The sequence below is a fragment of the Methylophilus sp. genome, assembly GCF_052173275.1.
Classification (GTDB): Bacteria; Pseudomonadota; Gammaproteobacteria; order Burkholderiales; family Methylophilaceae; genus Methylophilus.
This window is the reverse complement of sequence record NZ_JBQMUL010000001.1, coordinates 150,777-165,971: the sequence shown is the minus strand read 5'-3', so window position 1 is coordinate 165,971 and position 15,195 is coordinate 150,777. Positions and strand designations below refer to the sequence as shown.

At 41.3% G+C, this 15,195-nt stretch carries 7 protein-coding genes; 3 read left to right on the top strand and 4 right to left on the bottom strand.

Going from position 1 to position 15,195, the window contains the following annotated elements:
* Positions 1-71: 71 nt before the first annotated feature.
* The 4 genes from ACTS9Y_RS01020 to ACTS9Y_RS01005 form a co-directional block, all read right to left on the bottom strand.
* Positions 72-7,619, bottom strand: coding sequence for a hypothetical protein (locus tag ACTS9Y_RS01020; protein WP_442584166.1), 7,548 nt, complete (start codon positions 7,617-7,619; stop codon positions 72-74).
* Between the two features lie 135 nt (positions 7,620-7,754).
* Complete coding sequence (locus ACTS9Y_RS01015) at positions 7,755-9,713, bottom strand: helicase-related protein (RefSeq protein WP_442584165.1); 1,959 nt, start codon at positions 9,711-9,713, stop codon at positions 7,755-7,757.
* The gene (locus ACTS9Y_RS01010; RefSeq protein WP_442584164.1) at positions 9,685-10,212 is read right to left on the bottom strand and encodes a hypothetical protein; all 528 of its coding nucleotides are present in this window, start codon (positions 10,210-10,212) and stop codon (positions 9,685-9,687) included. Before ACTS9Y_RS01010 ends, ACTS9Y_RS01015 begins: the two co-directional genes overlap by 29 nt.
* On the bottom strand, positions 10,212-11,396 hold the full coding sequence (locus ACTS9Y_RS01005) for a hypothetical protein (RefSeq protein ID WP_442584163.1): 1,185 nt from the start codon (positions 11,394-11,396) through the stop codon (positions 10,212-10,214). Before ACTS9Y_RS01005 ends, ACTS9Y_RS01010 begins: the two co-directional genes overlap by 1 nt.
* 495 nt (positions 11,397-11,891) lie before the next feature.
* Between ACTS9Y_RS01005 and ACTS9Y_RS01000 the strand changes: the two genes are divergently transcribed.
* The 3 genes from ACTS9Y_RS01000 to ACTS9Y_RS00990 are packed head-to-tail and all read left to right on the top strand — an operon-like array spanning position 11,892 to position 15,195.
* Positions 11,892-12,545, top strand: a complete 654-nt coding sequence (locus ACTS9Y_RS01000; RefSeq protein WP_442584162.1) for an AAA family ATPase — start codon at positions 11,892-11,894, stop codon at positions 12,543-12,545.
* A gap of 10 nt (positions 12,546-12,555) precedes the next feature.
* Positions 12,556-13,740 (top strand): ParB/RepB/Spo0J family partition protein, encoded by a 1,185-nt coding sequence (locus ACTS9Y_RS00995; protein ID WP_442584161.1) that lies wholly within the window; start codon positions 12,556-12,558, stop codon positions 13,738-13,740.
* Positions 13,741-13,743: 3 nt separating this feature from the next.
* The gene (locus tag ACTS9Y_RS00990; RefSeq protein ID WP_442584160.1) at positions 13,744-15,195 is read left to right on the top strand and encodes a sensor histidine kinase; all 1,452 of its coding nucleotides are present in this window, start codon (positions 13,744-13,746) and stop codon (positions 15,193-15,195) included.

Sequence of the window (15,195 nt, the reverse complement as noted above, 5' to 3'; positions counted from 1 at the left end):
TCGTATTTTTAGGTAACACATAAAACAAAACCCCGGCCAACTGACCGGGGTTCCTTATTTCAGTGTTTCAGTTAAGGCACGATTCCGTTAACTCGTACTTTAGCGTCACCACTGTCAGTGATTTCAACGCTGACTGGGATGTTCGCCTTATCAGATGATTTTCTGTACTTCCACCTGAAGCTACGTGCGCCAATGTTTACGTTATCTACTGTCCAGTCGTAAAGCTTGATTCTACCGTCTGGATCAGTACAACTTACTTCTAGGTAAGCATCACGGTTATCAATTGGCGTTATCTTTAGCTCGCACACTGGAGGCACATTATCTTTCACCTCAAAGTTTGCAGTCTGTGTACCAACTTTTCCGTAATTGGTAGTCACTTTCACATTGATGTTGTGATTACCTCTTGGGATGCTTAGTACCTTACCAAAGCTCTTATTGCCAAAATCAAGCGGTGCGCCATCCAGATCATAAGCAATGTCTTTCACGAAGTCACCGTTAGCGCCGCCAGTTACCTGAGTATTCACCGAAATATCAAGTGGGGCATGAGAATGCCTAGATGCATTTGCGATGTTCATCTTCACGAAGATATCGCTGATGTCATTGCTACTCAACGGAACTTCGAGAGAAGTGCTGTTCCCACGCTTGTCACTGATTGTTACTCCAGCCATAAACGAACCACCCAAAGGGATGCTCAATTTTGCTGTTCCAGCCGTGACCCTGTTTAAGATCAATTCAGGATCGATATTCCAGCTGTAAGTAATATCTTTAGAGTTTATTTTCCTAAACGCTTCTTCGTCATCAGGTGTAACAACCAGTGTTGCCGTCGTTGGTGCCACATTCTTCGTCAAAGTAGCCTTCATCGTAAATTCAGGCCAAACGTAAGTCCACAAACCTAAAGGCCTATTGATGCTTACAAACGTTTCGTCTTTATACCCCTCAACCCAAGCTGAGTAAATCAGATTCACTTTACCTAAATTGGCAAACGATTTATCACTTGCATCTGGCATCCAGTTCAGTACGTTACCTGGTACTTTCTGTCCATCAGGCAAGGTCCATTCACCAACTGTCTTCAACTTAGTGTTTGACCCTTCAAAGTCTGTAATTACCTGCGCATTGAATGTTTGTACTACGTCCGTTTCTGCAACTTTAGGTCCAATAACTACAACTTTTGGTTTTCTGATAGCCTTGTAAAGTACAGTGAATTTATTCATTACAAAGTCTTTTACAGTCGGATCATCAATATCACTCCTTACAGCCCTGGCAGTAACGTATAGTGTCCCTGACTTACTGTTAGTGAATGATACCCTGTCCCCTGTACCCGAAGCCATCGTGGAACCATCCCTACTAGTACCACTCGTAACATTCCATTCAATGTTAGCGGCCACATCCTGACCCCGAGAATTTGTTGTCTTAATAATTAAATCAACCTTATCGTTTGGATAGTAGACATTTGCCCCTTCCATCTTTAGGTTTATAGCATCGTAAGCATAAACATCTAAGGGTTCACTGTATGACTCAGCTCCAGAATTCTTATTAACGAAATGTGCACGAACCTGATACCTACCTTCGTAGAACAATATGTTGCATAGCAGCCTGCACTTCTTGTCTTCATTCGTCACCCAGTCGCTACCATCTTTGCTAATTTCTAGGTTAAACGCGCCCAATGCAGCCACATCCGCTTTACCATCAAGTTTAGTCTCGAAACGAATGTTGAATGGTGCTGCGCCAGAAGAAGGCCTGTCGCTCTTAATTGTCAGTTTCCCATCGATAGGTTTACCTTTGACAATACGGATGTCACGATATCGAGATAGTCTTTTCACCTCAACCAATGGGTTGCTTGGTGATACAGCCATAGCCTCCACCATTAATCTCGCTACAGCCATTCCTACTACTGGCAATTCAACTTCTGTTTCTCCAATTTCATTCACTGATTTGAATTCAGATGCTGGAACAAAAACCCCATTCACTCTTGTTAGTAAACGCATTTTCCAAGTGCCCATTTCTACAGGCACGTAAGCAAAACCTCCCTTGCGGTATTCACCAATTCTCATCTTGATCTTGGCCGGACCTTCATCACCGTAGGTGTTGTTTACAATCATAAGCTCAGGTCTGACCTTTAAATCAGGTATCGATACCAGCGTTACAGTTTTTGCCGCCGCAAGAGTAGTGTTATCTTTCATCCTTAACTTAACAGATGCAGATTGCTCCGACCACAATGGTGCTGCACGCACTAACAACACTCTGCTACGCTTGCCACCTTTCACAGAAAACTTAAAATCATTTGACGCATTCTGCGTAAACGTTACCTCACCCTCGACTGATGCCCTGGTAGCATCAACCACTAATCTGGAAGCAATACCCCCCTGTTTTGGATAACCCAAAATATCGTCCGAAATGATATTTCCATCCGCAAACGAAATCTTTGGTTGCGGCGCTTCTTCTACGTCAAAGCTCGCCTGTTTCTCCTGAATCAGAGTTTTAGTACCGTTAATGTTTATGAATGAAATTGCAAATTTTATTGTTTGCACCCCCTTCTGGTTGAACATACCTTCCAGCTTTGGCAAATAAATGTCTGAATTCTGTGCAATACCATCAGGAAGCTCTGTCCACTCCACCAGGCACTTACCAGGTGCATCGGCATCGTTCCAAGTCGTTAGAGGACAACTATTTTTACCAACCTTTTTCAGACTCAGATTCACAGTCGTAATTAACTGCAACGGTCTATCAACCAATTTATCCAGGTCATAGTCGATTTCAGCAGCAGTCACATTCACACTTACATTTCCACTTTTTACCAAAAGCTTCTCAGTGCCACGTTTAAAGTAAGAAACAGTCCATCCAATATTACTTGTTCCTACCTCTGTGAAATAACCATTAAAACCACTATAAGTTTTATTAAGGCTCTGAGGCAAACTATCGAACTCAAGCAGGCATCTGAAGTTTTTATCCCCATAGCTGTTCATCGCTGATTCGAGATTCGTAGTTAATTCACAAGTGTTCTCAGAACCTTTCTTTACAGAAAAATCTGCCTTTGATAAAAATTGCACTACATCAATACTTTCAGGTGCTGAGAACTTCAGCTCAGTTAAAGCTGTGACATCAACTTTTTCAACTATTCTGCCAACAACTACTTTACCTTGTGCCGGCGAATTAACGCTTATCAACGCCGAGATGTTCTTCGTACCAAACGAATCAATAACCCCACTCATTTTTGATCTGTCCGTACTAATGTGCATCCCAACAGGCACGGTCTCCCATTGAATTAAACAATGAGTTGTAGGATTGGAATTAAACACAGCGCCACTGAACGTGAATTCACAATCTTTCACGCTTGGATCAGCAACAGTTGCAATTACTTCTTCTGTAGCCTGTACAACTAGTTTCTTATTGAGAACTATCGTCGGCAAATTGTATGGACTAACAGTTATAGAACTAAACTTAACCACTGGTTCCGCATTTGAATTCAAATCAGTACCAGTAACTACCAGTTGATAATTACCCGCATCTAAAGAATCAAAATTTATCGTTTGAGGCTGACCACCTGACACGCTTGGGAACGAAGATCCGGTAAATGTCTCCCATTCACCCGTGCTATTTCTCTTTTGTAGAACGTAATCAATTTTATAGTTAGATATGCATCCGCTAGCATTCAAAGTTACATCAACTTTACCTGCACGATATGCCTTAAGATTAGCAGGTAAAACTGTCCCTATTGTAAGTGTAGGTGCTAAACAACTAACCTTAACAGTAGCCTTACCGGTTGTATCTTCGTTACCTTTATCAGTGACAGTGATATCGAATGACTCGACTCCGCTAAAGGTAGAATTCGATCTATAAACAATTTTCCCATTTCTTACCGATGCACTGCCATTTGCTGGCTGTACAGGAACATTGAACGTAAACGATTCATTCTTATTTACATCCACTACTTTGGGTGTCATCTCAACTTCAACACCATTAAAGGTCTCGCCACTTGCGCTCACAGAACTTGCACCAAAGTTTGCGTAACCTGTAACAGTTACACTATCGCCAGCATTAGTGCCGATCCTAGGGATTACATAAAATTTATGAACTTCAGTATCTTCAATATCATTAAATCTATAGCTATATGTGTTAGTTGTTGCATCAAAGCCATTAGTCAATCCAACTATCTTGCTAACAGAATCGTCAATGACCACAATATATGAAGTAGCACTCTCTTTTTTGTCCCATTTAACAACAATCGACTCAGTTACAGTACCCTGTGAAGCACTAGCGTTCGTTACTGCGTCAAGCATTGAATATCCAGGATCAACACTAGTTTTAGTAAACACTGTACTCCCTGACATACTTGCAACTTGATAGCTGTAAACTTTACCTGAAACAATAGATGTATCTGTATAACTGGCTTTAGTGGCATCCACAGTAGCAATTTGAACACCATCTCTGAAAATAGCGTATCCAGTCGCCCCAATGGATCTTAGCCAATTCAGAACAACCTTCCCCCTAACCCCATCAGAAGCCGTGAAATTCTTTGGCGTTGCAACATCAGCCATAGTTGAACCAACATCACCACCGCTTCTTACATTAATCACTTTATTTGCCGGGTCCAGCGCTTCCACCCAGTAATTAAAAGACTTACCTCCCTGGACTGCTGCACTTGAGTCAACGTATGACGTAACATTGCCAGCAATCACTGCAAGTTCTACATTGTCACGCCATATCTTGTAGCTCTGTACATTTGTGTTTGTCGGGTTTGGCGATTGAAAAGCAAAGTTACATGGCGTATTCACGCAAAACATAACTGGCGTCCAGCTGATCGTAATCTTATCAAATGCAGAACCGTCACTAGCTTTCACATTCTTGGGTGTCGCAAGATCTGAAGAAGCGTATCCGGAAATTTGAGAACTTCTTATACCTAAAACTGCACCATTTGCCTTATAAGCCTGTACATAGTAATAATATTGAGTCGTGCCACTAACAGTGCTATCAACGTATGTCGTTCCGTATACCCCAGTTGTTGTAACACCATTTCTAGTCACCTTATAAGATGTGGCTTCCGCAACCGGATTCCATTCCAATTCAACAGCACCAAAAACAGTACCCTTAGTTGCTGTAAATTTTGTAAATGTTTGCCCTGCAAAACCATAGTTCACCGCAGAGTCTGTTCCAATTTGCTTCCCAGTCGAATCAAATGCTCTTATTGAGTATGCATGTAAATTTGTATCAGACACTAACTTATCCATGAACTCTGTTTTGCCAGTCACATTTTCCAGAACACTACCATCTCGAATAACATAGTATCTGGTAGCATTTTCAACTGCATTCCAGGTCACATAAATTTTTGCAGCAAAAGTACCATCGCTCGCATCAACGCCTTCCACTGCTGTTTTAGCAAAACCGCTATCTGCAACACTCCCTCCACCAAAGTACACACCATCTTTCAGCGCCCTTGCACGGTAGAATGCAGTATCTGTACTCACCGCTGCGTCACTAAAATTCAAATTTGTACCTAAGTAGATTTGCTTCCACTCACTACCATTTAACTTCAATAATTCATATTGAGTCGCACCCTCTACCTGGTTCCACTCAATTTGAATTCTGCTTTGGTATAAACCATCACTAGCCTTGAATGAACTAAAGGCAGCCTTTGCGTAACCCGTTTCAACAACGCTACCAACCCCATTTGCAGCACCTGAGTTATAACCCCTGACAAAAAATCTTTTTACTGAAACCTCGTCTACCAAGTAATCATAAGTGCCTACATTCCCACCAAGCACTGCAATTTGATTTTCTCCGGAATCTGTTTTCTCAAAAACTCTTATTTCATCGAAACCAGCTGCTGCATCCCATTGCATTTTTACTGATCCTACAGTGCTGCCATCACTTGCGCTGAAATTTTGAATATTCACAGAACTTGCACTCGTGAAACCTGACACATACTGTGGTTCACCCACTAACTTGCCCATAGTTGTGGTGCTTCCAACTTTATTACCCCAGAATGCAGTAATCTTGTAAGTGTGAATTCCAGGCCCAGGGCTATCTTCAAATGTACCACCCTGCACATAAGATGTACCTTCAATAAACGCATATGCATTTGTCAAAATTTGGGATGTCTTTATTACAGTTCCATCTCTTGAAAGTTGCACCCCACAACCTGCATTGGTACCGCAATTTTGGGATGACCAACTTAGTTTTACTACGCTAGGAAACTCACCCTTAGATGCCGTAAAGTTTGTGATATTCGAGAGAGCATATCCGGTATCGTAAGCCTCGGTACCGATGTACGTAGCTTTATAGGTCGTGCCAGATACTAATTCCTTTGCGTAAATCCTAGCTTGGTATTCATGAACCTTTTGATCAGCTACATAATCGACATATTGGTTAGTGCCAACCCATGCACTGCCATACTGGGTGTTATCACCTGTTAACGCCAGGCTCTGTGAAACAATGACACCATCTCTTCTAAACTCGTATCCACACCCGTATGTGCTTGGGCAACTAACTAATAAACCTGTTATAGCCTCTACTTTAGCTACAATTGCACCTTGATACTGACCTTTACTGGCTGTGAAATTCTTGATTGTTTCTCCTGCAAAACCTTTGTCTGTATCAGTAGTACCTATATAAGCGCTAGTGCCATTTGTTGTAGTTCCAGTTCTTGTTACCGAAAACAGCTTAATCTTGTACAAATGTGTAGCTGTGTCATTCAATGTTTGCACATACTCAGTCCCACCGACCCATACCTTTCCTCTGGATGTATATCCAGAAGGAAACGTAGGTGTTAAACTTTTGAACACACTAACGCCATCTTGCTCAATTTCAAACCCGCAACCATCATTTGACGGGCAAGACATCTCAATTGGATTCCATGTAATTCTTACCTGTCCTTGAGCGGTACCATCTGATGCCTTGAAATTCTGAATGCTAGGCAAGGCATTTCCATAAATCTCTGTACCATGCCCAAGTGATCTACCCACTATTACCCCGACCCCAGGCTTACTATCTGCAAAAGTATTGAATGCAAATCTTTGATATCTTGTATCGTTTAATGGGACTGTAACTTCAGTTGTTGGGTCAATCGTGTAGCCATCAACATCTATCTGACTCCTGTAAAATGTACTTCCATCCTCTGCATAAATCCAAAATCCACAACCATATTGGCTTGGGCAATCGAATGCAGGCGGTGACCATTTCAATTTAACCCCACCCGGCACACTCGTTGCGGTAATGTTCATATAGATATCACCCGCATAACCCGTGTCAGTCGCAGTTGTCCCAACCTGCGGTCCGTATATGGTTCCAGATCCACTGAATGTATCTTGGAATGTTTCAATTACATATGTATAAGTTGCATTGTTTGTAGCATCAAAATCGTCATGCGATAATTTTGAGTCCCACACGGCACCATTAGTATTAATAACTGAATTGTAAATATAGCTACCATTACGTTTTATTCTGTAACCACACCCGTAAGCGCTAGGGCAAATATCCGCAGGCATGCTCCATTCCAATCTCACAAAACCCTGCTTGTCGCCTTTAGTCGCCGTAAATTTATCGAATGTTGCTGAATTCGCGGTAAATGAAAGCAATGCAAAAGCTGCTAGTATTAATTGTTTTGCCAATTTTACGATGTTCATTTTTGATTGTCCTTTTATAGTCTCCAGGCGAGACAAGGCCATTTACAAGTTGGGATAATCTGATGATATTCTGTACAGAGGTGCAGTTATGTCTGCTAACGTGACCAATCACCCCTATTTTCTAGGGGGTTTCGCTCATAACTGCTGCTTGGCTATATATTCGCTTACATCTCTAGGCATTATTGGTAAGCAATAGAACAGACCATTACTCTCACCAGTCTGGCTCTCCGATTCAAGTGACAAGTCACCAAACCCCCTTAATTCAAGGTCTTTTTCTGCAACAACAAACCCGTCATTTTCTTCTCGTATTACGTGCAACTTGCTCATACCCTGCTCAGAACAATTTTCACTAGGAATCATATTGAAGTCCCCTACGCCGCCTGCCCGTGCAATGCGGCCACGAAGCTGATGAAGCTGGCTCAATCCAAGGTGGTCAGCTTCAAAAACACTTAAGGAAAACAAGTCTGGCAAAGTGATACCTGTTTCGATGATCGAGCTGCATATCAGAACCTTAAATTTTCCTGTCATCATTCCATCAATGACTTCAACTTTTTCATCAGTTTTTAATCGGCCATGCAGGATTGCCAGGTCGCTCCCAAACTCTTCCTGGAAGGCTGATATATGTTCATCAAGTGATCGTGCCTTTTTGCCCTTTTTAGGCTTCTCATCGGCACCCGATTCGCTGTTTTTCTTGCCCTTACCCTCTTTATCCAGCTGTACAAATACAACACCAACTTGCTTCCCGGCATCAGTGAACTTCTTAAGGTAACTGAAGAATTTTCGGTACTCGAATTCTCCGATAATCCGCGAGATGATTCTCTTTTCGACCGGGCACTCACGAAGGATGGAAATATCAACGTTGCCATACTGTAGCAATGCACCTGTACGCGGGATGCACGTTGCTGTCGAGTAAATGACGTTAGTATTGTCCTGAACTAACGCTGACTTTTGTTCTACAGAAAACTTTTGCTCTTCATCAATAACTGCAATGTCAAACTGAAGCCGGTATTTCTTCGCACGATGAACCATGGCCGTAGTACCCACAAGTATTTTCCCGTGATACATCCCATCATCATCATTTCCAGTCACCAGCTTCACATTGGCTCTTGGCTCAATAGCCCGAATCTTATCTACAATCGACCTAGCAAGAATCTCATTCGGTACCATGATGCCCAACTTTGCCCCGCCCATAAAAGCCGCAATACACGGCAGTAAGTAAGTTTCAGTTTTCCCGGTACCAACGTCACCATTCAACAAGCGAAGCATGCGCTTCTTATTCGTTAGTCCATCTTTGATTTCACCAATTGATCTGACCTGGCACCCAGTAAGACTGAATTTCAGTCTCTTTTCCAAACTCGATAGGTAGACTCCATCAATGGCAACGCTGCTATATGTAGCTGTCGTCCGCGTTGTTTCCTGTGCTTTCTCAACAAGGTATCTCACTGAAAGATCTTTAATCTTTTTAATCCCGAATTCAGCCTCACCCATGCATGAAGGAAAATGCACTGCTCTAATCACCTTGATGATCCCGCGTTCCCATGCCTGGTTAACTTCAGCATTACCAAAAAGGCTCACGTAGATTTGAGATGACACGTACTCAAGCTCACTAAAGCTTAGCTCGGTGATTGCTTTTCTGATCTCGTTTGATTTGTACTTATGTTTCCCTTTGTAAACAGGGATAATCGCTCCTAAGTTCTCATCTACAAGCTCAATTCCCTTGATGTAGTAGCTTTCGCCTAATTGCGTTGAGATACCTTCAAAACAAAATAACTCACCAGTAGGTAAATGCTCCCAATTACCAATTTCAGGACCCATGACATTCGCGTAAATACTGGCACCATTTAGGTCAAAGCTAAGCTTAAGTTTTCTAGGGCTTTGTGAGATATCAAGTCGTTTAGTCAAAAGCTTCAACCTGAATAATCTGCGTTTACCGTCAGTTATTCTCGGTGATTCAATTTTTGATAAGTCGATGTATCTAATTGGCAGCCATAATGACATTTCCTCTTCATGCTTGAAGTGAAATGCCTTGCTTACCGCTGCAAGAGAGCAATCCTTTTCAGGTGCATTAGCTTCTTGTTTTGTTGAATAGCTCATTGCGTAGAGTTAATATTTCTTCAGGTGAAAGTGTTGATATAAGTTGTCTGGCGTGCTTCATGTTTTCTGATACTTCTACGCCATTGAATATGCGCTCTTCCCGCTTCCCCATAGCTTCAAGTTCTATGCGAATATCCTCTTTTGAAAGCATTTCAAGTTTCACAAGCATTTCATCCAGGTTGTGCCTATTCACCTTGTCCACCGCCATCAAAAGCGTACTCATGCTGCACTTAGCTAGCGTAGAAAGCCTTTCGTCACGAACTCCCAGTTCAAAATAAAACTTGTGCGCCACTTTGATAAACTGATTTGCGCCATTTGCAGATAGTTGGTTGTCAGCAAGAAATTTATTAAAGCTCTCTGCCCTGCCCTCCCAGAAGCGGTGTGCTTTGATCAAATACAAAAGCACTCCGCTTTCTATACGAACCATCCCAAACTTATGCCTGGTGTCCGCAAACCTCCTGAGAATGTCACTCTGATCGCTGTTTTCAGACAGAAACATTAAGCTTGCCTCTGCTGATTTTGACGCTGCTGGTTCATGTCTGGCTTGACGTAGTGATATTGCGTGCATTGGTCTTTAATCCACTGGTGAATCAATTGATCATTGTTATCGCCAAACCAAGTTTTGATTCTTGAATACAAAAATGACTTCAATTGAGCGCTTTCAGCAAATGGGATTTTTACACCCTTCATCCCTTTTGCATTAATTGAGATATAACAACCACCATCCTGCTTCTCAATTGATAGTGTCTTCTTAATATCTGACTGACCATGCATTTCAGATATCCAACCTGCAATGTAGCCCATCAATACGCCATAAACGAAAATCATCTCATTGCATGAACACTGGAATGCAACCTTATTTCCCCAGTTATATTTTCTGTTTGACCCTTCAGCGAAATCGATATTGACCACTTCCTTGTCGTTTTTTTGTGACTTATTGAAACAACATGCGAACTTGTTTCCAAAAAAGCTCATAGACTCAAACCCGCCTTTTTGTTGGCCCCCCTCGGATGTGTCAGCTGTGTTCTCTCGATAATCATTCATGTGCGCAACATTGTCGTTACCTTGATTGTTTTGATACCCGCTTTGCTGACGATCCCCAGAACTCCTGTTGGATTGGGATGAATTGTTAGTCTGACGCTGCTCCTGTTGACGATACTCACGGGTAGGTTCCTCCTGTTTCTGGCTGAATTGGTTCTGAGACTTCCCCTCCCCTACCCTATCAGATGCGCTATTGTGATTTACATTGGATTGAGAGCCACCAGCTCTCTGACCCGCGCCATTGCTAGATGCTGCTGGCCTTACCAATCCTAAATGGTCGAAAATCTTATTGATTGCTACCTCTCTATCAGACCCTTTACTACTTAATGCAGAATTAATAAAAGATTTAAATAGATTAGCTTTTTCGCTAAATGCAATTTCAACCAATTTCGGAATCGAAATTTGAGTAACACCAATTTCTGTAATGCATTGAATTGCAACCTCTGAAACGCACTCGCAGATTGTTCTTAAAGAATCACTGCTTCTACGATCCCCATCCTCTGCTGCACTTACTAATTTAAGAAATTGATTTCTGCCAGTTGATTTAGAAATCTCTACAACTGCTGGCCCATTCATCTTAGGCATATTCAAATTAGCAAGAATACCAATTACTTGAGACAGGTTTTTAATGACGGTAGCCATGATTTATCCTTTTTAGGAAAAAATACAATAAATAAGTTATGGATTGAGTATATCAAAATAAAGCCTAAATAATCCAATTGAATAAATAAATATATAAATAAATGTTCAAGTGTTGTATTTAATATAATTAGAAATCAAATAAATAATAAATATCAATTTGCAAATAACTAATAAATAAATGTATTATGTTCTAAATGTGTGGGGCGAGGTGCTTCTCCCACAGGTGTAAATTTCGGTGTTTCACGCGTGAAACTCAATTGAAACAATGACATAAAGCTAGTTAAATGCTGTTTATGCCATTTTATTAGCATTCTATTCACTGCCTTTTGTTTCCTTTGTCTAGCTCAATTCATGTGTTTCACGCGTGAAACTACTGACGGTTTTTATTTGACAGGCAAGCTCAATCAGTACATTTGTCAAAAAATATTCAAATAATGATTTGACATATAAGCTTGTTAGAAAATAGAATTTGTGAAAATTAAGGAGACAATTTAAATGGTTGCAAAAATTATTGCTGTTTATAATCAAAAGGGCGGTTGTGGTAAAACGACTACTACGATGCAATTAGCTGGAACTTTAGGTCTGAAAAAGAAAGTGCTTGTAATTGATATCGATCCACAAGCATCTGCTACTGACTGGTATGACAATTCAAAGGGTGCTTTTCCAGCCAAAGTCATTCAAATGAATCCTGAAGACGATTCCTTTTTGCATAAAGTAGGCTCAATAGTCGAAACCCAGGAACATGATTTCCTCATATTTGACTGCCCTCCAAGCGATACAAACGCTGGTGCCAAAAAGGTGCTTAACGTTGCAGATCTTATGATTATTCCATTTAAGCCAAACCCAACTGATATTCAGCCTACATTGCGAATTCTTGAGGTAGCTTCAGAGATAAAAGCTGACAATGACACTTTGCTCGTAAAGCTTCTTCCAGTGATGATTCAACCAAATATCAACCTACACGGACAAACAATCAATATGTTGGATAGTGTGGATAACGTTAGTTTTTTTAGAAGCCAATTAGTGCAAAGAAATGCCTACCCAGAATCCTATTTAACAGGTTCAACAGTACATTCACTACCAGGCCAAAAGAAAGCTCAAATGGAAGTAACTGGACTTGCAACTGAAGTTCAAAAGCTTTTAAAGTAAGGGGAAATAAATGAGTGGAAAAAAAGTGGCAAACGAACAAGCTCTACAACAAGTCATGGGCAAATTCGCAACTGCAATGAAGAATACAGGTGAAGCCAAACCTCCGGTAGAACCTTCTAACACAGTGCATAAAGTTGAATTGCCAGACACTAAGCCTGTCGTTGCTGAACAACAGCCAGCAACTACGCCTGCTATTGAAGTAAATCCTCTAGCTGAAACACCCAAGCCTGCACTGGAAGCTAAACCTACTCCAGCAAAAACAAGTGCAACTCATGGTAAGAAGGCCACTCCAGCCGCTACCGCTGAGCCAAATAAAGATAAACCATCATCTACTCAGCCTTTAAAGCCAGCACCAAATAAAACTAAACCGGCTGAAACGGTAGTTGATGAGAATTCCGACTTGCTGTTGGTTGACCTTGAATTGTTATACGACAACCCTTACAACGCACGTTCCTTCTATGATCCTGAAGTAATCAAAGATAAAGCTGCATCAATTTCAGCGTCAAAACAGATTGTGCCAATCAAGGCTATTCCCCATCCTCAGATTGATGGTGCCTATATAATGATTGACGGCCACTATAGAAAACGTGCTATTCAATTCCTGAATCAAACTCAAGCGCGTGTAATCGTTGACCGCACGCCTATGACTGATGCACAAATGTATATTCAGTCATTTGTTACTAACAATGAGCGTACACCTCAGACTACCTACGACAACGCAGTGGCCTGGAGTAAGCTGCTGGAGCAGGGCGTGTTCAGTTCTTACGACGACCTTGCAAATGCAATTCACATTTCTAAAGGTAACATCTCCAAAACACTGTCAGCATTGAAGCTTCCTACATCCTGTCTGGAAATCATTAAAGAAGATCCTGCGAAATTCAGCCTGCGCTCTCTTTATGAATTAAACAAATATCATGAACAGTCCGAAGATGAAGCATTCATCCTAGAGCTGGTCAAAATGCTATTTGATTCTGAAGTCAGCATAGATATATCTCAGTTCATTGAGAGGCATGCTAAAAAGCAGGATAGAAAACCACGCAGCTCATCGAGAAAGCACACCCTATCACTTGGAAACAACCAGGTAGGGTACATGAAAGATTGGGGCACTGGCCGTCTTACACTTGAAGTTGAATTTCAAGGCGATGACCGCGAGAAATTCATCAAACATATGTCCTCATTTATAAACGTGAAGTAGTACATGCAGCAATCACTTAGCAAGTTAATCTCTCGTTATCAGAGAATGAATGTCATCGTTCTGTTTATTTTTGTGGCGGCCATGCTTTTTGAGTTCTATGCTCTGCATGAAACGACTCAAAAATATGAACAAGGCCAATTGCTTTCTCAAGTAGTAGATAACTACAAGATGCATTACATAAACCTGTCTCATGAGTATTCTGACATCTTGACCTTAAAGGATGCAGAATCTCATGACCAGTATCAGTACGAGTTAAATGCAATTGAAAATACACGTAAGCAGCTGGCAAAAATTATGCTGTCTTCCAGGTATCGCCATTACCCTGAAATCCACGATTACGTTCAATCATTAAACCAACTCATTGACGGTGCAGTTATCCACTTTAGGGACCACTCAAAGTTTGATCTAGTTGAAATTCGTGAACAGCTATCTTATATAGAGACACACTATACAAAGCCAATTAATGAAAAAGCGACAGCGATGGTTGCGGCAATCGCTGACATATCGGATAACACTGATTACACGTTCACCAATTTTCTTCTATTGGTAGGTGTTCAGACTGTTCTGACCTTATCCATTATTTTCATGTTTAACAGATCAGCAAACAACAACATCCTGAAACCCATTAGCAATATCTCTAACACTATCCGTGACATTCAAAACAAAAAATACATTTCAACTGATTACCAGCCATCTTCTTACATGGTTACAGAGCTGGCATTGCTGCAAAACGATTTGAGTACCATCGCTATGGGCTATATGGAAATGCAGGTCAAAGAGCAGGGCATGCGTATGCTTCAAGAAAGACTCGAAATGGTCCCTGTGGCAGCCCACAACATCATTGGCCCAATCTCAAGTATCAAATCCATCTCTGAAGAGCTTCAGTACAACTTCTTTACCGATCCAGACTCCAAAGGTCAGTTGCAAGACATTGATAATATATGTGACGGCCTGGTAAGGTGGCTTAGAAATCTGCTATTCCTCTTCAAGCAAACCAGCTTGAATCAGCAGACAACCAGGCTTGACCAAACACTAATTACTGCCATCAATTTCTCAAATCATCTGATCAAGAAAAAGAAAATTAAACTGACCGTAGCAGATATCCCACATGCCGCACTAGCTAACATTGATAAAGAATTAGTAGAGCAGAGTATTGCCTGTATCGTAACTAATGCAGCTGATGCCGTAAAACGTGTTGATGGCAGTATTGACATTACTTATACCGATGATGGTGACTCTCACATCATCACAGTGATTGATAATGGTATCGGCCTGTCAAAGAACTTCTTCGACGGTGATACCAAAACCACAAAACGAGCTGGACATGGTATTGGTGTAGCATTTGCACGCAACGTTGCAATGCTCCACAAGCCAGCCCTTTCAATCAACTTCGCAAATAATGACAATGGCGTTCCTGGTGCCAACGTTAAGTTTATTATCCCAAAACAGGTTTAA